The sequence below is a fragment of the Arthrobacter sp. B1I2 genome (assembly GCF_030816485.1).
Classification (GTDB): Bacteria; Actinomycetota; Actinomycetes; order Actinomycetales; family Micrococcaceae; genus Arthrobacter.
In genome coordinates, this window is record NZ_JAUSYC010000001.1 from 3,962,421 (window position 1) to 3,983,493 (window position 21,073).

16 protein-coding genes and 1 tRNA gene are annotated in these 21,073 nt (G+C 67.2%); 5 read left to right on the forward strand and 12 right to left on the reverse strand.

What is annotated here, in order from left to right; genetic code table 11:
* Positions 1-57 precede the first annotated feature (57 nt).
* The 5 genes from pth to QFZ57_RS18385 all read right to left on the reverse strand — a co-directional run bounded on the left by pth (position 58) and on the right by QFZ57_RS18385 (position 4,300).
* Positions 58-663, reverse strand: coding sequence for an aminoacyl-tRNA hydrolase (gene pth / locus QFZ57_RS18365; RefSeq protein WP_306901219.1), 606 nt, complete (start codon positions 661-663; stop codon positions 58-60).
* 107 nt (positions 664-770) lie between these two features.
* The gene (locus QFZ57_RS18370) at positions 771-1,382 is read right to left on the reverse strand and encodes a 50S ribosomal protein L25/general stress protein Ctc (protein ID WP_306631915.1); all 612 of its coding nucleotides are present in this window, start codon (positions 1,380-1,382) and stop codon (positions 771-773) included.
* Positions 1,383-1,663: 281 nt separating this feature from the next.
* Entirely contained in the window at positions 1,664-2,644 is a 981-nt protein-coding gene (locus tag QFZ57_RS18375) for a ribose-phosphate diphosphokinase (RefSeq protein ID WP_306631916.1), read from the reverse strand.
* Positions 2,641-4,125, reverse strand: a complete 1,485-nt coding sequence (glmU, locus tag QFZ57_RS18380) for a bifunctional UDP-N-acetylglucosamine diphosphorylase/glucosamine-1-phosphate N-acetyltransferase GlmU (RefSeq protein WP_306901221.1) — start codon at positions 4,123-4,125, stop codon at positions 2,641-2,643. Before glmU ends, QFZ57_RS18375 begins: the two co-directional genes overlap by 4 nt.
* Before the next feature lie 103 nt (positions 4,126-4,228).
* A tRNA-Gln gene (locus QFZ57_RS18385) sits at positions 4,229-4,300 on the reverse strand.
* 132 nt (positions 4,301-4,432) lie between these two features.
* Here QFZ57_RS18385 and QFZ57_RS18390 point away from each other — a divergent pair.
* Positions 4,433-5,059, forward strand: a complete 627-nt coding sequence (locus QFZ57_RS18390; RefSeq protein ID WP_306901222.1) for a TetR/AcrR family transcriptional regulator — start codon at positions 4,433-4,435, stop codon at positions 5,057-5,059.
* A gap of 111 nt (positions 5,060-5,170) precedes the next feature.
* Here QFZ57_RS18390 and QFZ57_RS18395 read toward each other — a convergent pair whose 3' ends face one another.
* The 5 genes from QFZ57_RS18395 to QFZ57_RS18415 all read right to left on the reverse strand — a co-directional run bounded on the left by QFZ57_RS18395 (position 5,171) and on the right by QFZ57_RS18415 (position 11,356).
* Entirely contained in the window at positions 5,171-6,997 is a 1,827-nt protein-coding gene (locus tag QFZ57_RS18395) for an ABC-F family ATP-binding cassette domain-containing protein (RefSeq protein WP_306901223.1), read from the reverse strand.
* 33 nt (positions 6,998-7,030) lie between these two features.
* A complete protein-coding gene (locus tag QFZ57_RS18400; protein ID WP_306901224.1) occupies positions 7,031-8,008 on the reverse strand; it encodes a 4-(cytidine 5'-diphospho)-2-C-methyl-D-erythritol kinase in 978 nt (325 codons plus the stop codon).
* Positions 8,005-8,877 carry a 16S rRNA (adenine(1518)-N(6)/adenine(1519)-N(6))-dimethyltransferase RsmA gene (rsmA, locus tag QFZ57_RS18405; RefSeq protein ID WP_306901226.1) on the reverse strand — a complete coding sequence of 291 codons (873 nt, stop codon included), beginning with the start codon at positions 8,875-8,877 and terminating at the stop codon, positions 8,005-8,007. The genes QFZ57_RS18400 and rsmA overlap by 4 nt, the downstream gene beginning before the upstream one ends.
* A 113-nt stretch (positions 8,878-8,990) precedes the next feature.
* Positions 8,991-10,169, reverse strand: a complete 1,179-nt coding sequence (locus tag QFZ57_RS18410) for a resuscitation-promoting factor (RefSeq protein WP_306901227.1) — start codon at positions 10,167-10,169, stop codon at positions 8,991-8,993.
* Positions 10,170-10,450: 281 nt separating this feature from the next.
* The gene (locus tag QFZ57_RS18415) at positions 10,451-11,356 is read right to left on the reverse strand and encodes a TatD family hydrolase (protein ID WP_306901228.1); all 906 of its coding nucleotides are present in this window, start codon (positions 11,354-11,356) and stop codon (positions 10,451-10,453) included.
* A gap of 163 nt (positions 11,357-11,519) precedes the next feature.
* Here QFZ57_RS18415 and QFZ57_RS18420 point away from each other — a divergent pair, with 163 nt between their 5' ends.
* Genes QFZ57_RS18420 through QFZ57_RS18430 form a run of 3 tightly spaced genes read left to right on the forward strand, consistent with a single transcriptional unit; the run spans position 11,520 to position 16,633 of the window.
* On the forward strand, positions 11,520-12,620 hold the full coding sequence (locus tag QFZ57_RS18420; protein WP_306901230.1) for an AAA family ATPase: 1,101 nt from the start codon (positions 11,520-11,522) through the stop codon (positions 12,618-12,620).
* Between the two features lie 9 nt (positions 12,621-12,629).
* Positions 12,630-14,096: a DUF58 domain-containing protein gene (locus QFZ57_RS18425; protein WP_306901232.1), complete on the forward strand. Its 1,467-nt coding sequence runs from the start codon at positions 12,630-12,632 to the stop codon at positions 14,094-14,096.
* A complete protein-coding gene (locus QFZ57_RS18430; protein WP_306901233.1) occupies positions 14,093-16,633 on the forward strand; it encodes a transglutaminase family protein in 2,541 nt (846 codons plus the stop codon). The genes QFZ57_RS18425 and QFZ57_RS18430 overlap by 4 nt, the downstream gene beginning before the upstream one ends.
* A gap of 60 nt (positions 16,634-16,693) precedes the next feature.
* Here the strand turns inward: QFZ57_RS18430 and QFZ57_RS18435 are convergent, their stop codons facing one another.
* Both QFZ57_RS18435 and rsmI read right to left on the reverse strand, forming a co-directional pair.
* Complete coding sequence (locus QFZ57_RS18435) at positions 16,694-18,193, reverse strand: NAD-dependent succinate-semialdehyde dehydrogenase (protein ID WP_306901234.1); 1,500 nt, start codon at positions 18,191-18,193, stop codon at positions 16,694-16,696.
* Between the two features lie 169 nt (positions 18,194-18,362).
* Positions 18,363-19,250: a 16S rRNA (cytidine(1402)-2'-O)-methyltransferase gene (rsmI, locus tag QFZ57_RS18440; protein WP_306631928.1), complete on the reverse strand. Its 888-nt coding sequence runs from the start codon at positions 19,248-19,250 to the stop codon at positions 18,363-18,365.
* 45 nt (positions 19,251-19,295) lie between these two features.
* On the opposite strand from rsmI, the gene QFZ57_RS18445 reads away from it, so the two are divergent.
* Positions 19,296-21,023: a dolichyl-phosphate-mannose--protein mannosyltransferase gene (locus tag QFZ57_RS18445; protein WP_306901235.1), complete on the forward strand. Its 1,728-nt coding sequence runs from the start codon at positions 19,296-19,298 to the stop codon at positions 21,021-21,023.
* Positions 21,024-21,073: the final 50 nt, after the last annotated feature.

Here is a 21,073-nt window from a genome sequence, read left to right on the forward strand (position 1 = left end):
GCATAGGAAGAAGAGTACCCTGTGCCACAGACAAGGAAACAGGGCCGAAAGGAACTTTTAGGATTTCAACCCGTCTGATCCGGATTTGGCCGGGTGGAACCTCTGCTGTGCCGCGGTCAGCCCGTCGCGGAGCAGGGACTCGACGGCATCAGCGGCATCGTCCAGCAGGAAGGGAAGTTCTTTCTGTTCCGCAGTGCCGAAATCACGCAGCACATAGTCGGCGGTGTCCATCCTGCCGGGCGGCCGTCCCACCCCCACGCGGACCCTTAGGTAATCCTTGGTGCCGAGCGCCTTGGAGATGTCCCGCAACCCGTTGTGGCCGCCCTCCCCGCCACCGAGCTTGAGTTTGACTGTGTTGAAGGGGATGTCGATCTCGTCGTGGACGGCCACCACATGGTCAACGGGGATGTTATAGAAATTGGCCAGGGCCGAAACCGGACCGCCCGATACATTCATGTAGCTCATCGGCTTCGCCAGGACCACCCGTGGCCCGCCGATTCCCAGCCGGCCTTCCAGGACCTGGGCCCTGGCCTTGTGGGTCTTGAACCCGGCTCCGACCCGGCCGGCCAGTTCATCGAGGACCATCTGGCCCACGTTGTGCCTGTTGCCTTGGTATTGCGCTCCGGGGTTGCCAAGGCCGACGATCAGCCAGGTATCAGTCATGGGTCAATCCTATGTGGGCGGTTTGGGCGCACATGGGCGCCTTCTTGCGGACATGACAGTGGCCGGCCCCCTGCGGGAACCGGCCACTGAAGGAAGCTGCAGAGTGATTACTCGGCTGCGGCTGCTTCGGCTGCGGGAGCTTCCCCTGCTGCCTCGGCGGCAGCTTCGGTCTCTTCTTCGGTGGCGGTGGCCTCGGAGATGTTCACCACGAGCGCCTCGGCGTCCGTCAGGAGGGCGGAACCCTTGGGCAGGACGAGATCAGAGGCGTGGATGTGCTCGCCGGCGCCACGGCCTTCGATGCTGACCACGACGGACTCGGGCAGGTGGGTTGCCTCAGCCTCAAGGGACACAACCGTCAGTTCCAGGTTGTGGACGGTGCCGGGAGCGGTTTCGCCCTCAACATGGACCGGGACGTCAACGGTGACCTTCTCGCCCTGGCGGACGGTCAGGAGGTCGATGTGCTCGATGATCTGCTTTACGGGGTCGCGCTGGACATCCTTGACCAGGGCCAGGTGGCCTTCGCCATTGATGTCCAGGGACAGCAGGGCGTTGGCGGTGCGGACGGCCAGGGTGGTGGCCTTGGCCGGCAGGGTGACGTGGATGGGCTCTGCGCCGTGGCCGTAGATGACGGCGGGGATCAGTTTGGCCATCCGGGCGCGGCGGGCGTAGCCCTTGCCGAATTCGGTGCGCAGTTCTGCTACGAGCTTCTGCTCAGACATGGAAATCTCCTTGAAGACTAAACGGTGTTCAGCAAGGGCGGAGGTCTGGTGTGACCTTCAACGCCGGGTGCCGGAAGGCGGCCCTTCAAGAAGGCAGCCCTTCAACGGAAGGACTGTTCAGACCCAGTCGATAACGGAGGCTATGCCCTCCCTCGCCAAGGTATCGCTGACAAGACTACCAGTGCCGGGCCCGTTTCCTGAAAACGGTCCCCATCGGCCCCCTGCCGACGTGGGCCCACCCGCCAGCTCCCTGGAGCGTGGGCCGCACGTCAACAGCGCGATTAGGCCTTGCCGTCGAAGAGGCTGGTGACCGAACCGTCGTCGAACACTTCACGGATGGCCCTGGCGATCAGCGGCGCGATGGAGAGCACCGTCAGCTGCGGGAAGCGCTGGGACGAATTCAGCGGCAGGGTGTTGGTGACCACAACTTCGCGCGCGCCGGACTCCGAGAGCCGGCGGGCCGCCGGATCCGAGAAGACAGCGTGCGTGGCAGCAATAATGACGTCCTTGGCGCCGGCGTTCTTCAGGACGTTGACGGCGCCGGAAATGGTTCCGCCGGTGTCGATCATGTCGTCGATCAGGACACAGGTGCGTCCCTCGATCTGGCCCACCACGGTCTTGGAGACAGCCTGGTTGGGGACAGTGAGGTCCCGGCTCTTGTGCACGAAGGCGAGGGGTGCGCCGCCCAGGCGTTCGGCCCACTGTTCGGCGACGCGGACGCGTCCGGTGTCCGGGGAGACAACGGTGATGTTGTCGGCGTTGACGCGGGTGCGGATGTAGTCGGCCAGGAGCGGGATGGCCATGAGGTGGTCAACCGGCCCATCGAAGAAACCCTGGATCTGCGAGGTGTGCAAATCCACGCTCATGATGCGGTCCGCACCGGCAGTCTTGTAAAGGTCCGCCACCAGGCGGGCAGAGATGGGCTCGCGGCCGCGGCCCTTCTTGTCCTGCCGGGCGTACGGGTAGAACGGCGAAACCACGGTGATGCGCTTGGCGGAGGCCCGCTTCAGCGAGTCGATCATGATCAGCTGTTCCATGAGGTGGTTGTTCAGCGGTGCGGGGTGCGCCTGGATCACGAAGGCGTCGGTGCCGCGGACGCTTTCGCCGGCCCGGACGTAGATCTCGCCGTTGGCGAAGTCGTAGGCATCCACGGGAAGGAGGTCAGTGCCGAGTTCCTTGGCGATTTCCCGGGCCAGCTCGGGGTGGGCCCGCCCGCTGGCGAGCACCAGCTTCTTTTCGCCGCGCGCCGTAATTTCACTCATTGTTGCTTGCCCTCTTCTGTAGATGCCGGGGTACTTGAGGAGTCATTGGTGGCCGCCTGGGCCAGTTCCGCGGAGCGGGTTCCCGGGCGGTTCGCGGGGACCCAGCCTTCGGTGTTGCGCTGGGGGGCGACGCTCAGCGCGAGCGCGCCCGCCGGTACGTCCTTGCGGATCACCGCGCCGGCGCCGCTGTACGCGCCGTCCCCCACGGTGACCGGGGCAACAAAGACGGTGTTGGAGCCTGTACGGACGCCCGAGCCGATGACTGTGCGGTGCTTCTTCTCGCCGTCGTAATTTGCCGTGATGTTTCCACAGCCGATGTTGGTGTCCTCACCAATCTCGGCGTCGCCGGCGTAGCCCAGGTGGGACAGCTTGGAACCGCGGCCGATGGTGACGTTCTTGGTTTCGTAGAAGGCACCGATCTTGCCCTTTTCCCCCAGCACGGTGCCGGGGCGAAGGTACGTGAAGGGGCCGACGGCGGCGCGCGGGCCGATCACCGAGCCGGAACCATGGGTGCGGATCACCGTGGCGCCCTCGCCCACGGTGACGTCGGTCAGGGTGGTGTCAGGGCCGACGGCGGCGTCCCTTGCCACGGTGGTGGCGCCGTGCAGCTGGGTGTTGGGGAGGATGCGGACGTCCTCATCCAGGGTGACGGAGGAATCTATCCAGGTGGTGGCCGGGTCAACGACCGTGACGCCGGCCCGCATCCATGCCTCCACGGTGCGGCGGTTCAGCTCGGCGCCGAGGGCGGCAAGCTGGACGCGGTCGTTGGCGCCTTCCACCTGCCAGCGGTCGGCGGTGACGACGGCGGCTACCCGGCCGCCTGCCTCCCGGGCCAGTGCCAGCACGTCCGTAAGGTATTTCTCACCCTGCGCGTTGTCGGTGGTGACCTTGCCCAGGGCCGCGCGGAGCACGGCGGCGTCGAAGGCGTAGATCCCGGAGTTGACCTCCCGGATCAGCTTCTCGGCCTCGGAGGAGTCCTTGTGCTCGCGGATGCCCGTGACGGAGCCGTCCTCTCCGCGGAGGATCCGGCCATAGCCGGTGGCATCGTCAAGGACTGCCGTGAGGACGGTGACGGCGTTGCCGTCGCGTTCGTGGGTGGCCACGAGTTCAGTGAGCACTTCGCCGGACAGCAGGGGCACGTCGCCATAGGTAACCACTACAGTGCCTGCCAGGTCCTGTTCGGCGTCCAGCGCCTGGAGCGCGGCCTCCACGGCGCGGCCGGTGCCGGGGACGTCGTCCTGGTCCACGATGACGGCCTGCGGATCCAGGGCGGCGACGTGGCTTTCCACCAGGTTCCGTTCGTGGCGCACCACAATGGCGAGCCGCTGCGGGTTGATGCTGCGGGCCGCGCGGAGGGCGTGGCCCACCATGGACAGGCCGCCGATTTCGTGGAGGATCTTCGGTGTACGCGACTTCATCCGGCTACCGGCGCCTGCTGCCAGAACGATTACAGCGGCCGGGCCGGTATTCTCGGGGATCACGTACGGGTTCTCCTTGCTTGGTTGTGCTGCCGCGTTACGGCATCCGGCGGGCCAGCCCGCCGGGCACCGGGTGCCATCCTCATGATCGCTCCCTGCGCAGCAGTTCCGCCCATAGGACTCGAACCTATACTCCACGGCTCCAAAGGCCGGGGTGCTGCCATTACACCAGAGCGGACCGTGCCTGAAGACTCAAGGCCCGGGCACAAGTCCCTATTTTGCCACGGGTTCAGGGCGCCGCGCGACACGGGAGGTTCCGCCCTGCCGGCGCCGCGGAATCCCGCCGCCGGCGGTGAGGCATGATGGGAAGGTGAGCAACAACCTTCCGCGGATGCGGATGACCGGCCTGCAGCGCCGAAGCCAGCTGATCGACGTCGGGCGCGGACTTTTCGCCGTCCGCGGGCTGGACGGGACCACCATCGAGGAAATCGCCGCCTGCGCAGGAGTGTCCAAGCCTGTCATCTACGAACACTTTGGCTCCAAGGAAGGGTTGTACACCGAGGTGGTGGATTCTGAGTTCCACATTCTCCTGGACGCCATCAACTCGGCCCTCACCGCGGAAGCCAAGCCCCGCGTGCTCGTCGAACGCGCCGCCCTGGCCCTGCTCACCTACATCGAGGAACGCACCGAGGGCTTCCGGATCCTCATGCGCGACGCTCCCCCGTCCCAGCCCGAGGGCGCCTTCTCCACCCTGCTCTCGCACGTCACCGCCCGCGTGGAACACATCCTCTCCGATGAATTCTCCCGCCGCGGCTTCAGTGGCGAGGACGGCGCCATGTATGCCCAGATGCTCGTGGGCATGGTGGCGATGACCGGCCAATGGTGGCAGGACAGCCGCCAGCCGGACAAGCACACCGTCGCAGCGCACCTGGTCAACCTCGCCTGGAACGGCCTCACCGGCCTCAAGAAGGACCCGGAGCTGCAGTCCGAGGGTTGAGCGCAGATAGTCTTCGCGTGGATGGAGGCCATCCTCTGCATGCTGGCTCGTTCCTCGCCTCTGACGCATGCTGCCGGATAACCTCCATCCCCGCTTGAGAGGAGCCTTGAGTCAGTCGCCCAGGAGCTCTGAGGACTCCAGCCACTCCAGTTCCAGGGCGTCCTTTTCGTCGGCCAGGTCTTTGAGCTGGCTGTTCTGTTGGGCGAGGGCGTCGAAGTCGGACTTCTCCGTGCTCTTGACCATGTCGTCGTGGAGCTTCTTTTCCTGCTGATCGAGCTTCTTGATCTGCCGCTCGATCCTGTTGAGGGCCTTGCGGGCCTCGCGCTTTTCAGCTTCGGAGGGTCCGGCCCCTGTTGCCGCAGAGGCGGCGCCGCCACTGGTGACGGGGTTGCCGCCGCCGGTGATGGTGGAACCAGCCAGGGTGGCTTCCCGAAGTTCCAGGTACTGGTCCACGCCGCGCGGCAGGGCGCGGATCTTGCCGTCGCCGAGCAGCGCCATCTGGTGGTCGGTGACCCGCTCCAACAGGTAGCGGTCGTGGCTCACCACAATGAGTGTTCCCGGCCAGCCGTCCAGGACATCCTCAACGGCAGCCAGGGTATCGGTATCGAGATCGTTGGTGGGCTCATCGAGCATCAGCACGTTCGGCTCCCCTACCAGCAGACGCAACAGCTGGAGGCGGCGGCGCTCACCGCCGGAAAGGTCCTTGACCGGGGTCCACTGCTTCTCGTTGGTGAAGCCAAGCTGCTCCACGAGCTGGCCCGCTGTAAACTCCTTGCCGCCCACGCTGAAGGAACGCTTCTCCCGCTCGATCACCTCGATCACGCGCAGGTCCGAGACGTCGTCGAGCTCTTTGACCTCCTGGGTCAGCACGGCGGTGACCACGGTCTTGCCGCGCTTGAGCTTGCCGGACGTCGGCTCGATCTGGCCGTTGAGCAGCTTCAGCAGAGTGGTCTTGCCGGCACCATTGACACCCACCAGCCCAAGCCGCTCGCCGGGCGCGAGGCGGAGGGTGATGTTGTCGAAGAGTTTTTGCCCTTCGCTGCCGCCGAGGAAGTCCAGCGAGACGTTCTCCAGGTCCAGCACGTCCTTGCCCTGGCGGGCGGTGGCCATCTTGCTCAGCGCAGTGGAGTCCCTGGGCTCGGGGACGTCGGCGATGAGGGCGTTCGCCGCTTCAATCCGGAATTTCGGCTTGGCAGTCCGTGCAGGGGCACCGCGGCGCAGCCAGGCGAGTTCCTTCTTGACCAGCTGCTGGCGCTTGCTTTCCATCACCGAGGCCGCGCGGTCCCGCTCGGCGCGGGCCAGCACATAGGCTGCGTAACCGCCCTCGAAGGGATCCACGATGCCGTCGTGGACCTCCCAGGTCTTGTTGCAGACCTCATCCAGGAACCAGCGGTCGTGGGTGACCACCAGGAAAGCCCCCTGGTTCGCCCGCCAGCGCGTCTTCAGGTGCCGGGACAGCCAGGCGACGCCTTCCACGTCCAGGTGGTTGGTGGGCTCGTCGAGCATAATGACGTCGTGGTCCTCGATGAGCAGCTTGGCCAGCGCTACGCGCCGCTTCTGGCCGCCGGACAGGGCGTGGACGTTGGCGTGCCAGTCGACGTCGGACACCAGCCCGCCCATGATTTCGCGGATCTGCGGGTTCCGCGCCCACTCGTAATCCGCCTGGTCACCCACGATCGCGGCACCCACTGTGAGGTCGCCGTCGAGCACGTCGCTTTGGTCCAGGTACCCCACATTGACGTCGCCGCGCTTGGTGACCCGGCCGGAGTCGGGGGTGGAACGCAGCGCCAACAGGCGCATCAGGGTCGACTTTCCGTCGCCGTTCCGTCCCACCATCCCAATTCGGTCGCCCTCCTCAAGCCCGAGGGTGATGCCGTCCAGGACGGTGCGGGTTGCATAGGAGACGGTGAGATTCTCGCCGCCAAGAAGGTGTGCCAAAGGGAACTGCTTTCTGCTGCCGGACTGGAAGTGTTAATGGAGGGTGTCGGAGACGATGCGTGCGCCCGGAACCGGGCCGTGGACGGGGAGGGCTGTCAGGCCGTAGCGCTGCAAGTCCTCCGCGAGCGCTTCCGCCGCAATGGAGTCGTCAGCGAGCAAAGCCACGGTGGGGCCGGAACCGGAAACGATACCTGCGATGGCGCCATGGGATTCACCGATTCCCAGCGTATCGCGCAGCGCCGGCGACAATTCAATGGAGGCCCGCTGCAGGTCGTTGACCAGCACCCTGCTCAGGGATTCGGCGTCGCCGCCCCGCAGCGCAGTCAGGATCTGCGGGTCCACTCCGGTCGGCTCACTGGCTTCGACCCCCTCGGCCCCGCGCAGCCGGTCCAGGGTCCGGTACACCTCAGGGGTTGACAGGCCGTAGTCGGCCACCACCAGCACCCAGTGGGTCTGCGCCTTCGCCAGGGCCGGGGACAGTTCGTCGCCCAGGCCCAGGCCCACGGCGGTCCCGCCGAGGAGCGAGAAGGGGACGTCGGCGCCCAGTTCCGACGCCAGGTGCGCCAGTTCCTCCCGTGAGAGGCCGCTGTTCCAGAGGGCATCGCAGGCCAGGAGCGTGGCAGCGGCGTCTGCGGATCCGCCGCCCATTCCACCGGCCACGGGAACCCGCTTGGTGATCTCCAGGTGCAGGCCCGTGGCGTGTTCGGAGACGTCAGCCATGATGGCGGCCGCCCTGTAGGCCAGGTTGTTGCTGTCCAGGGGAATGTCGACCGTGTCGAGGTCAAGGGTGCTTTCGGGGCTGAGGCTGATGGTGATCCCGGGGGCAGCGGTGCTGGTGGCCGCCACTTCCTCATAGAGGGACACTGCGAGATAGACGCTGGCCACGGAGTGGTAGCCGTCCGGCCGGAGCGGACCTACCGCCAGGGAGACGTTGACTTTGCCGGGCGCCTTGACCCGGACTGTCCTGGCGGCGAACCGCCCGCTGCCTGCCCTCCCAAGCCCCGCGCTCACGGGCGGTTTTCCCTGGCTTCAGCGATCCTGGCGAACGCTGCGATGTCAATGACCTCGCCGCGTGCGGTGGGGTCGACGCCGGCTGCGAGCAGGCAGCGCTCCGCTTCCGGGGCACCCCCGGCCCAGCCGGCGAGGGCGGCCCGGAGCGTCTTGCGGCGCTGTGCGAACGCGGCGTCCACCACGGCAAACACCTGTTCCCGGGTGGCAGTGGTGGCTGGCGGCTCGTGGCGGGTGAAAGCCACCAGACCGGAATGGATTTTTGGGGCCGGCCAGAAGACGTTCATGCCGATTACTCCGGCCTTGCGCATCCGGCTGTACCAGGCGGCCTTGACGGACGGCACTCCATATGTCTTGGATCCCGGGCCGGCCGCCAGCCGGTCGGCCACCTCGTCCTGCACCATCACCAGGCCGTGCCGCAGGCTGGGGAAATGCTGCAGGAGGTGCAGCACCACCGGAACCGCCACGTTGTAGGGCAGGTTGGCCACAAGGGCGGTCGGCTCCACCGGCAGCTCGGTGACCTTCATGGCATCGGCGTGCACCAGGTGGAATGCGTTGGCGGCTTCCGGCCGCCATTCCTGGACGGTTTCCGGAAGCTTTGCGGCAAGGACGGGATCGATTTCGACGGCGACAACCGCCGCTGCTGCGTCGAGCAGCCCCAGCGTGAGGGACCCCAGCCCCGGACCGACCTCGAGCACCGTTTCATCCGGGCCCACGCTTGCGGCCGCGACAATCCGGCGGATGGTGTTGCCGTCGATAACGAAATTCTGGCCCAGTGTCTTGGTGGGCCTGATCCCGATTTCCTCTGCGATCCGGCGTATGTCGGAGGCACCAAACAAGGGTGCGGGCACGGCGGGGATCGGTTCAGTCACCTAGGTATCCTATCCCGCGCGGCACCTCCGCCCTTCCGGGTTAACGGCTGTGGCCGGGCCCGGAGTGTCCGGGCCCGGCCACAGCCGTTTCCTGCGCGCTTATGCCCGGTGGATCAGCTGGTAGCCGCCCAGCCGCAGCCCCAGGGCGACAGGCCGCGCTGCGCGTAGACGCGGTTGGCGATGTCGATCTGCTGTGCCTTGGTGGCCAGGCTGGCGTTCGGTGCATAGGCGCCGCCGCCGGCGCCGATCCAGGTGCGGATGTCGAACTGAAGGCCGCCGTAGTAGCCGTTGCCGCTGTTGATGCTCCAGTTGCCGGTGGATTCGCACTGGGCGATCTTGTCCCACATGGCTTCGTTCATCATGGCCGGTGCTGCGGCGCCGGTGTTGGCGCCCCCGGCAGCCGCTGCCGGTGCCGGTGCAGGCTGGGGTGCCGGCTTGGCCTTGGTGCCTACGGTGACTTTCTCGGTGACCGGCTGGACGGCCACGTTCTCGGACACCAGCGTGCGGGAGGCTTCCCGCCCGTCGACGAGTACCAGCTTGAAGGTGCGCTCAAGCTTTCCAGCGGCTCCGGCCTGGGTGACTTCCTTCTCACCCTTGAGCATGTCCGCGCTTTCGGCGGTGACGGTCTGGAAGGGTACGTCTTCGCTGGTGACTGCGGTCTGGCTGGTGTCCACCCTGGAAACCTTGATGACCATGTTGTTCACCACGTTGGCGTTGGCCGGCTGGGAGGTGCGGTCGTTGGCACCGAGGATCACGCCGGAATCCTCAAGGACCTTGCCCACGGTGGGGGCGGTTGTGGTGGCGGTGTTCACTTTGCCGTCGGCGACGATGCTGACGGTCTTGGGCGTGGAGATCGAAACGTAGGAGCCGGCCAGCGAGAGGGCGGCATCCTTGGGCGCCGAAACGGACGAGGCACTGGCGACGCCGAGTTCGGTCACCAGGTCTTCGACGTCCTGTGCGGTGGTGTTCACCGTCTTTTCGGCGCCGTCAAGGCTGACCTTGACTTCCTTGGCCTGGTTGACATTGATGACAGTCCCGTTTTGGACGGTTGCGTCAAGGGAAGGTGAAACACGGTCGCCGGGCTTCAGCTGCAGGTTGGCGCTCTTGACCACCTGTTCGACTGTTCCGCCAAAGGACTGCACGGACGAGGCCTGGCCGTCCACGTTGAGCGTGATTGTTTTGTTATTGCCCACGAAGGCTACGAGGCCTGCGACCAGGCCGCAAAGCACCAGCAGCTGCGCGCCAACTTTGATATAGCTGAACTTGCCGTCCGATGTGAAGAACTTGATCACGATTGCCCGTAACTCTCGGTCTATCCGGGCACGGGGATACGCGCAGTAAAATGCCCGGAGCAACCTTGAAAAGGACCGTCCGGGCACCGTTGCGCCGCCACACTCCGCGCAGCGGCGTGGCCGGGTACTGACAGGCCGGGCCGGCTGCGAAATGGAGTGAAATTACCCGTTGGCCTTCCCCGACCCCGGCTAATAGTTTCCCACTGTAACCGTAGCGTTATAAAGCAGCCAACATTTTTGCATACCAGATATGCACCTAGGGGTTGGGAGGTAACGGGCGATCAGGCCCAGGATCCGTATGCGCGCACGGTATTTTCACTGATGGCTGTGCACAGGCCGGCCAGGTCGGAGCCTGTCAATTCTGCCATGGCCCGCACCGTGTACGGGACCATGTAGCTCGCGTTCGGACGCCCCCTGTGCGGGTGCGGCGTCAGGAAGGGAGCATCGGTCTCCACCATGATGAGTTGCGGGTCCGCCACGGTGAGCGCGGCGCGGAGGTTGGCGGCGTTCCTGAACGTCAGTGTGCCGGCAAACGACATCCACCAGCCCTGTTCGTTGCACGTCTTTGCCAGGTCCTCGTCACCCGAGAAGCAGTGGAACACCACCCTTTCCGGTGCTCCCTCTTCATGAAGCACCCGCACCACATCGCTGTGTGCGTCCCGGTCATGGATCTGGAGGGTCAGGTCCAGGCGCTTGGCGATGTCGATATGCCGGCGGAACGAGTATTCCTGGTGGCGAAGCCCCTCACCTTCGGTGCGGTAGAAGTCCAGCCCGGTTTCGCCGATGGCCCGGATCCGGGGATGGGCGGCCAGGCGTTCGATTTCGGCAAGGGCCGCCTCCAGTTCACCGCCGGCGGCATAGTGCGGAGCATCATTGGGATGCAGCGCCACAGCTCCCAGGAGCCTTTCGTCCTGGTCCACCGCCGCCACCGTGAAGCGTGAGGACTCCAGGTCGCAGCCCACCTGCACGGCACCCTGGACTCCCACGGCCGCCGCGGCATCGAGCGCAGCCTTGATCCCCACGGGCCCCTTTCCTTCCGGGAAGTCCAGGTGGGTGTGGTTGTCCATGACCGGCACGGGCAGGGGCTCCGGCGCGGGCGGGAAATCCCTGCGGCGCGCGGCTTCCGGGTCCGGGGTCCCCTCCGCGGCAGGCACCCGGTAGGCGGCGGGAATCGACGAATTGCACATCCAACCAGCCTATCCGGCGGAGGTACCCCTATATTTGCTGGAACTCTCTGTCAGGCATGGCAGTTGTGTTAGTAGTCTGGAACGAATACATGCGCACGCCCACCGAGGGGCGAAGGCAGGGTCGCTGTCCCGTCCAGGTGAAAACCGGGCTGAAAGGTTGCCGATGGAACCCCACCGACGCACTGCCAACAATACAAGCGCACCGAACCTCAACCTGGCCGGCGTCGCAGAGTCCGTCGGCCACCTGAACGGGCACCGGCCGGCAGCCATGGAGCCCGGCTCCTTCCACGCCGCGGCGCAGCGCATCCTCACCACGGTCAATACCGTCATCGACGGCAAATCCGACGCCGCCAGGTTGGCGCTTACCGTCCTCCTCGCGCAGGGCCACCTGCTGGTGGAGGACGTGCCCGGCGTCGGAAAGACCCTGCTTGCAAAGACCCTCGCCCGGACCATTGACTGCACGGTCAACCGCATCCAGTTCACCCCGGACCTGCTGCCGTCCGACGTCACCGGCGTATCCATCTACAACCAGGCCTCCAGGCTCTTCGAATTCCGGCCGGGTGCGGTCTTTGCAAACATCGTCATCGGCGACGAAATCAACCGCGCATCCGCCAAGACGCAGTCCGCCCTGCTGGAGTGCATGGAGGAGCACCAGGTCACAGTGGACGGCACGTCCTACAAGCTTGATGAGCCATTCATGGTGGTCGCAACCCAGAACCCCATTGAAATGGAGGGCACGTATCCCCTGCCTGAGGCCCAGCGGGACCGCTTCATGGCCCGGATTTCCATGGGTTACCCGGACAAGGCCGCAGAGATCCAGATGCTCGAAACCCACCAGGCGGTCTCACCGCTGGCCACCGTCTCCCCCGTAGTCACCGCGGCCGACGTGGCCGCGATGATCGCCAGCGTCCAGCAGGTCTATGTCTCGGAACCCGTGAAGGAATACACGGTGTCAGTGGGCAGGGCCACCAGGGAAAGCCCGCTGCTGCGGCTGGGCGCGAGCCCCCGTTCCATGCTGCAGCTGCTGCGCGCCGCCAAGGCCACCGCCGCCCTGGATGGACGCGACTTTGTCCTGCCGGACGACGTGCGGGACCTGGCCGAGTCCGTCCTGGCACACCGCATCATCCTGGACCGGAAGGCAGCGGGCGCAGGCGAGACCCCGCACAGCGTCCTGCGGGGCATCCTGTCCCGGCTGCCCGTGCCGCAGGCTCTGCACGGGCAGGCGGACCGGGCCGCGGCCGCCGCCGGCAGCAGGAACCGCTAGGCGCGGACCATGGCCCTGCTGGACAAGCTTCCGCGGCACCTGTTCACCCGGCGCGGCTGGGGCATGCTTGCAGCTGGGGCCTTTACCCTGGCCGCTGCCCAGGTCATGGGGCGCCGGGACCTCCTGACGCTGGCCCTGCTGCTGCTGGTCCTGCCGCTCGTCTCCCTTGCCGGCGTCCGGCTGATCAAACCGCGGTTCCGCGTCTACCGCGAATTCAACCCCTCCCCCGTGGAGACGTCGGCCCCGGCCACGGTGCATCTTGCGGTGGCAAGGACGGACCCGGGGAGCGGACGGGTGGCCATGGAGGAGCGGCTGCCGGCGCAGTTCGGCGTGGCACCGGCCTTCCGGTTCCCGTCCCGATCCGCCACCGGCGGCACAAGCCGCTATGAGTACCACCTCACGTCCAGGCAACGCGGACAGTTTCGGATCGGTCCGGTCACGGCGGAGTTCACCGACCCCTTCGGCCTTTCCCTACACCGCCAGGCAATTGACGGCGGCGACGTCCTCACTGTGACCCCTGCCGCCGTCGTCCTGCCTGCCACCGGGCTGGCGGGAGCGCGCGGGAACGACGGCGTCACCGCCACCCGTGTCCGGGCAAACCCGAGCGATGACGACGTCATGACCCGTGAATACCGCCACGGCGACCCGATGCGAAGGGTCCACTGGGCCGCCACGGCAAGGCACGGGTCCCTTATGGTCCGGCAGGAGGAGTCCGTCACCACGCCCGAAGCCACCATCATCCTTGACCATCGTTCCGGTGCGTTCGGCGGCGGCCCCGGAACATCGATGCCGGGACTGCCCTCCCAGGAGGGACACGCTCCGGCCACCAGCGACACCTTCGAGTGGTCTGTTGTTGCCGCCATGTCCGTCAGCGCGCACCTTGCTGAGCGCAATTACAGCCTTCGGCTGCTGGACACCGGCGGGGAACCGGCATTCCTGCACTCGCCCTCATCTCCGGAGCCCGGGGCGGAGGAATACAGCGGGACATCCGGCCTGCAGTCCATAGCCGAAAGCCTGGCCGCCATCCACCTGTCCCGGCCGCCCCACCCCCGGCGGGACGGCATGCTTCGGGACATCGAGGCCAGGAACCCGGAGCGCCGCGGCGCTCCGGGAGCGCGGACGCCGGCAGGCACGGAGCAGGGGCCGCCGGCGTTTGATGACCACCTGATGGACAAGCTGTCCGCCCACCGGATGCGGGGGCCACTGATTGCAGTGCTGGGACGCATCAGCGCGGAGGAGGCCGCTGCACTGGCGCCGGCTGCTGCCTACGGCACCAACGCGTTCGCCATCCTGTCAGTTGACCGGCCCGCGGAATTCCAGGATGTCCTGGAAGTGCTGCGGCAGGGGGGCTGGCGGGCAGTGGCCGCGGCGCCGGCGGCGCAGCTGGCTACTGCCTGGGGCCCGTTCGACCAGGACGTTACCCTGCCGGTGGCTCCGGCATCAGAAGTCCGGCGGGGAGCGGGGGTGGTCACATGACCCTGGCACCGACCCGGCCAACCGGTGCCGGGCATGAGGCGCAACGCCCCCCGGAAATCCCGGCGGGCCCCATGCAGGCCGGCGCCTACCCGTGGGCCATGGCGGCGGCCATCACCGTGGCTGTGTGCGGAGCGGCCCTGTCCTTGAACGGTGTCCTTCGCGGCTGGAACTGGTATTGGCCGGCAATGACCACCGTGCTGGTGGTGGGGTTCACCCTGGCCGCCCTGCGTTCCGTCCGCGCCCAGCCCCTGCTGGTCACCGCAGGAGGGTTCGTGGCCCTGGCCGGCGTCCTGACGCTGACCTTTTTCCGCAGCTCCAGTTTCCTTTGGGTGCTCCCCACCGGTGCCACGCTTCCGGACCTGGACCGGCTGATCCGGCGGGCCAGCGAAACAGTCCTGGCAGAGACGGCGCCCGTGGCGCCGAACGCCGGGATCGTCATGGTGGTCTGTGCGGTGCTTGGCCTGGCGGTCATTCTGGTCGATGCACTCGCGGTACCGCTGGGGATGCCGGCGGCCTCCGGCACGGGCCTGCTTGCGCTGCTGGTGGTTCCGGCCATGATCAAACCGCAAAGTGTGGGGGTATGGAGTTTCGTTGCCACCGTAACGGGATACCTGTTGATCCTTGCGTGCAGCCAGTGGTTTGCCCCGGATGGCAGGTTGCAGGGCGGCACCGCCCGAAGCCCGGGCCTGGTGCGCCGGGCAGCGCTTACGGGCGCTGTGGCCCTGGTGGCCACCCTGGTGCTGCCCCTGGCGATTCCCGGCTTCGACCGCGGCACTTTCCCCCAGGGCTCAAGGCTCAATCCGTGGGGTTCGGCCACCGGCCTCAACCCAATGATCACGCTGGGAAGCAGCCTCCGCACACCTGACGGCAGCGGCAGGATCACCTATGCCACCAACTCGCCAAACCCGCTCTACCTGCGCTCCGTCACAGTGGACAATTTCGACGGCGATTCCTGGGGACCGGACGACCGCACCGCTTCAAGGGTGCCGCTTGATGGCCGGATCGACCCCGGATATGCGGTCCTGACCGACGAGCAGGTGCGGCTGGTGACAGCCGTTGATGCCGGCTCCTTCACCAGCCCGTACCTGCCGGTCCCCTACGCACCCGAGTCCGTCCGCGGGCTTGGCGGCCAGTGGACCTGGGATCCGGCCACGCTGAGCATCAAAGGCACCGACACCACCACGCGGCGGCAGGAGTACCTGGTGACCTCGGCAGTGCCCAAGCTTTCCGCAGTGCTCCTGGCCCAGTCCACAGGGCCGGCACGGGGCATCCCCGATGTCTTCACCCGCATTCCGGGCAATGTCCCGGACATTGTTAGAACCACCGCCCAGACCGTTGCCGGGGCGGCGGGCACGCCCTACCGGAAGGCCATAGCCATCCAGAGGTACCTCCGCTCGTCCGACTTCACATACTCGCTGCAGTCCCCGGTGCAGGGCGGCTATGACGGCAATGGCCTTTCCGTCCTTGCCGACTTCCTGCAGCAAAAGAGCGGCTACTGCATCCACTACGCCTCCGCGATGGCAGTGATGGCCAGGCTGGAAGGAATTCCGAGCAGGATCGCCGTGGGTTATGCCCCCGGCAGGCTGACCGGGGCTACGCTGACGGTGGCCGGCCAGGGCGCCCTCCCCGAATACGAAGCGGATGCGCGGGACGCCCACGCCTGGCCGGAACTGTACTTCCAGGGCCTGGGTTGGGTGCCATTCGAACCGACGCCTTCGCGGGGGGTGGTGCCGGATTACGCCACCGAGGCCTCAACACCTTCCGTCCCGGACGCGCTGGGCAACAACGACGGGCTCATTCCCGATGCCGCGCCGGTTCCCGCGCCATCCGCCAGCGCAACTGCCCAGGCCGTTCCAGGCAGCGGCGGCAGCAGCACCGCCGACGGCGCGCAACTGATGCCCTGGCTCCTCGGTGCGGCCGCAGTGGCGGGCCTGGTGCTCCTGGCGGCCACTCCGCACCTGGTCCGCGCTGGCACCAGGTCGCGGCGGCTGCATCCAAAGCGCCCGGACCAGGCCGTCCCGCTGGCATGGAACGAGATCCGGGACCTTGGCACCGATTACGGCCTGCCCCCCGGGGACAGCGAGACGCCCCGGGCATATTCGGCCCGGTTCCGCGCTGAACTGCTGGGCGAGCCCGGCGGCATGGACCAGGATGCGCATGAGGCTGTGGCCTTCTTCACCTCGGCCTTCGAGCACTTTAGGTATGGCCGCCCCGGTGGTGACGGTTCCCCAGCCACGGCCCTCCGCCCCGGGACGGCGGCAGAAGACGTGGCAGCCGGCGTTGCCGCCGTGGAAGCATCGCTCCGGGCAAACGCCACCCTGCCCAGGCGATGGACCGCGGCGTGGCTTCCGCCGTCGGTCACCCGGCGGCTGGGCCTGCTGCTCCGGATGCCGTTCAGCGCGGCCGGCAGGGCCGTCCGGAAGACGGTGCACGCAGCCGTGCGCTCGCGGCGGGAACCCTCCAGTGCAGGAGGGCGCGCCAGTCACCGTCCCCGTGCAGGGGCGGGCGACGCCGGCAGCAGGGCTGGCCGGGGCTGAACCGAATGTGCCGGCCGGGGAAGCCCCGGCCGGCACTTGAGGGTGGCGAACCGCCGAAAGCTAGCCGGCGTAGGGGTCGGCGATGCCGATGTACTGCGTGTAGAGGTATTCCTCGATGCCTTCGAGGCCGCCTTCGCGTCCCAGGCCAGACTGCTTCACGCCACCGAAGGGTGCGGCGGCGTTGGAAATGACGCCGGCGTTCAGGCCGAGCATGCCGGTCTCGAGCTTTTCGCCCATCCGGATGCCGCGGTTGATGTCCTTCGTGAAGACGTAGGCCACCAGCCCGTATTCGGTGTTGTTGGCCAGACGTACGGCCTCATCCTCGCTGCTGAAGGTGATGATCGGGGCAACGGGGCCAAAGATTTCCTCGGACAGGATCCGGGTTCCTTCGGAGACACCGGAAAGGATGGTGGGCTGGTAGAAGTAGCCCGGTCCCTCCACGGGGCCACCGCCCAGGACCGCCTTGGCGCCGGACGCGACGGCGTCGGAGACCAGCTCGTGAACCTTGTCGCGGCTCTTGGCGTCGATCAGCGGTCCCACCTTGGACTCCGGCTCGGTGCCACGGGCCGTGGTCATCTCCTTCATCTTCGCGGCGAACTTCTCCGCGAATTCACCGGCGACGGACTCGTGCACGATGAAGCGGTTGGCCGCGGTGCAGGCTTCGCCCATGTTCCGCAGCTTGGCCAGCATGGCGCCGGTGACGGCGGCGTCCAGGTCGGCGTCCTCGAAGACCAGGAACGGGGCGTTGCCGCCCAGTTCCATGGAGGTCCGCAGCACGTTTTCGGACGCATCGGCCAGCAGCCGGCGTCCCACCTCGGTGGAGCCGGTGAAGGAGAGCTTGCGCAGGCGCGAATCCTTGATCAGCGGCCCGGTGGTGGCCCCCGCCGTGGAGGTGGGGATCACGTTGAGGACGCCGGCGGGCAGTCCCGCCTCCTGCATCACGGCGGCGAACAGCTGGGAGGTCAGCGGCGTCAGGTTTGCCGACTTCAGCACCATGGTGCAGCCGGCGGCGACGGCCGGGGCGATCTTGCGGGTGGCCATGGCCAGCGGGAAGTTCCACGGGGTGATCAGGAGGCAGGGGCCAACCGGCTTCTTGGTCACCAGGAGGCGGGACTTGCCGTCCGGCGAAACCGAATAGCGGCCGAACGCCCGTACCGCTTCCTCGGAGAACCAGCGCAGGAACTCGGCGCCGTAGGTCACTTCACCGCGGGCTTCGGCGAGCGGCTTGCCCATTTCCAGGGTCATCAGGAGGGCGAAGTCTTCTGCCCGCTCGGTCACCAGGTCAAACGCCCGGCGGAGGATCTCACCGCGTTCGCGGGGCGGGACCTTCGCCCAGGACTCCTGGGCTGCGGCGGCAGCGTCCAGTGCCGCTGCACCGTCCTCGGGCCCGGCGTCGGCAATGCTCAGCAGCACCTTCCCGGTGGCGGGATCCTCGACGTCGAACGTCTTGCCCGTTGCGGCGTCGCGCCACTCACCGTTGATGAGCAGCCCGGTGGGAACGGAGGCCAAAAGCCGGGTTTCGCGCTCGGCGGTAACAGCCGGCTGTGCAGTGACAGTCACGATGACTCCCTCGTCAGTAGGGTTGTGGCAGCCCGCCGCCGCGGCCATAGTGACCGGGATCATGGGGCTGATTAACAGCCAGACTACTGCGGGCCAACCCCAGGGTCTACGCCGTTGCGCACTGCGGAATCCCGGCTCCGCTGTGCAGCTGCACAGGGACCAGGAGCGGTCAGGCTCCCGGCTGCCGCGCTGCCAGGACCGCCGAGTAGAGTTCCCGCTTGCTGACCCGGACATCTTCGGCTACGGCGGCCACGGCCTCCTTCAACCGGATGCCCTGGGCCACCAGTTCATTGACGGCCGCCACGTGGTCCTCCGGAGTGCCTGCTGCCTGCTCAGGGGCGCCGCCGAGCACCACGGCGATCTCGCCGCGGACCTCCGTGTCCTCGGCCCACTGGAGCAGTTCGCCCACAGTGCCGCGGATGACTTCCTCGTACGTCTTGGTCAGTTCCCGGCATACTGCGATGGGGCGGTCCGGGCCGAACCTCTCGCGCAGCGCACGCAGCATGACCTCCAGCCGGTGGGGGGCCTCGAAAAACACCATGGTGCGCCGCTCCCCGGCAAGGTCCGCGAGGCGGGAGGCCCTTTCGCCGGCTTTGCGGGGAAGGAATCCCTCGAAGCAGAACCGGTCCGTGGGCAGGCCGGACAGAGCCAGTGCCGTGAGGACCGCGGAGGGTCCGGGGACCGCGGTGACGGGCAGTCCCGCCGCGATGGCGCCCTCCACCAGCCGGAAACCGGGGTCCGATACCGCCGGCATCCCGGCGTCCGTGACCATGAGAAGCGTGCTGCCCGCACGCACCTGGTCAAGGAGTTCAGCTGTCCTGGTGGCTTCATTGTGCTCGTGGTAGCTGATGACGCGGCCGGCCACGGCAACGCCGAGGCTTTGGACCAGGCGGTGGAGGCGCCGGGTATCTTCGGCGGCCACGATGTCCGCCGTACCCAGCAGTTCAACGAGCCGGGCGGAGGCGTCGCCGGTGTTCCCAATGGGAGTGGCGGCAAGGACGATCCTGCCCGCGGTCGAAGGGCCGGGCTCGGAAAGGGGGCTGGGGTTCGGATCCACCCACCAAGCCTACTGCTGCCGGGTCTTCCAGCCGCAAAAGGTAGCATGGGGCTCGTGACGCAGACCTCGACGCGGCCCTCGGGGCCCGGGAAACCCAACTCGGCTGGTTCCCCCGCCGGAGCCGGGGCAACCGGGACGGAGCCCGGCGGGAAGGCCGCCCGGCCCTGGATCAGCCGGCCGGATGACGCGTTCACAGGCGAGGCACTGCGGGCCAGGCTCGTCGGCGCCGGCACTTCCTGGCGGGACCATCCGCCGTCGCTTCGGCTCTGGTTTGTCCTTGTTCCGGTCCTGACGGCGGTGACCGGCGGGCTCCTCCGGTTCATCCGCCTCGAGGTGCCGCACAACCTGGTGTTCGACGAGACTTACTACGTCAAGGACGCCTATTCCTACCTGGTCAGCGGCTACGAACGCAGCTGGCCGGACAAGGCAAATGATTCCTTCAACGCCGGCAATCCGGACGTCCTGCTGAACACACCCGAATATGTGGTCCACCCGCCGGTGGGCAAGTGGATGATTGCCGCCGGCATGTGGCTGTTCGGGCCGGAGAACCCCTTTGGCTGGCGCTTCGCCGCCGCCCTCACCGGGACGCTCACGGTGCTGCTGGTCTCCCTGATCGCCCTGAAACTGTTCCGCTCGCTTCCGCTCGCGGGCGCCGCGGGGCTGCTCCTCGCCGTCGACGGCCACCATGTGGTGATGTCCCGGACGTCATTGCTGGACATTTTCCTCACGTTCTGGATCCTTGCCGCTTTCGGCGCCCTTCTGATGGACCGCGACGACGGACGCCGGCGCCTGGCCGCACGGCTGGCCCATGCCGCTGCCGCGAACGGCGGACAGCCTCCGGCCGGGGCGCTGCTGTCCGGGCCGTGGCTGGGCGTGCGCTGGTGGCGGGTGGCCGCCGGGGTCTGCATGGGCCTGGCCGTGGGCACCAAGTGGTCCGGGCTGTTCTTCCTTGCCGGGTTTGGCCTCCTCACCGTGCTGTGGGACCTGAACGCGCGGAGGGTGGCGGGTATCCGCGGCTGGATCAGCGGCGGCGTGATCCGGGACGGAATTCCCGCATTCACCGCCATGGTCCCAGTGGCTGGACTCGTCTATGCCGCCACCTGGACCGGCTGGTTCCTGTCGGACAATGCCTACTTCCGCCACTGGGCCGAAAGCAACCCGTCAGCAGAATGGGGCTGGCTGCCCAACTCCGTCCGGTCCCTTGCCCACTACCACCTGGAAGCGTACAAATTCCATCAGGGCCTGAGCTCCGAGCACCCTTACCAGGCCAGCGCCTGGAGCTGGCTGGTGATGGGACGGCCCACCTCGTTCTTCTATGAATCCCCGCCCCAGGGCACCCCCGGCTGCGACGTGGAAAAGTGCACCTCCGCCATCCTGTCGGTCGGAAACCCGCTGATCTGGTGGGCTGCAGCCATCTCGCTGGTGGTCCTGCTGTTCTGGTGGGTGGGACGCCGGGACTGGCGCGCCGGGGCCGTGCTGGCCGGCGTAGGCGCGGGCTACCTGCCGTGGTTCATGTACCCGGAACGGACCATGTTCTACTTCTACGCGGTGTCCTTTGAGCCGTTCCTGGTCCTGGCGCTGGTGTACTGCCTCGGGCTGGTCCTGGGCAGGGCCCCGGACCCGCCCTGGCGCCGGCGCTCCGGGCTGTACCTGGTGGTCCTGTTCCTTGCCGCGGTGCTCCTGCTGTCGGCGTTTTTCTACCCGATCTGGACCGCCGAGGTCATCCCCTACGTCGACTGGAAAGTCCGGATGTGGATGCCGTCCTGGATCTAGGGCAGGATGGCAACAGAAACCTGAAGGAGCCGCCGCCGCGGCGTGGCAGC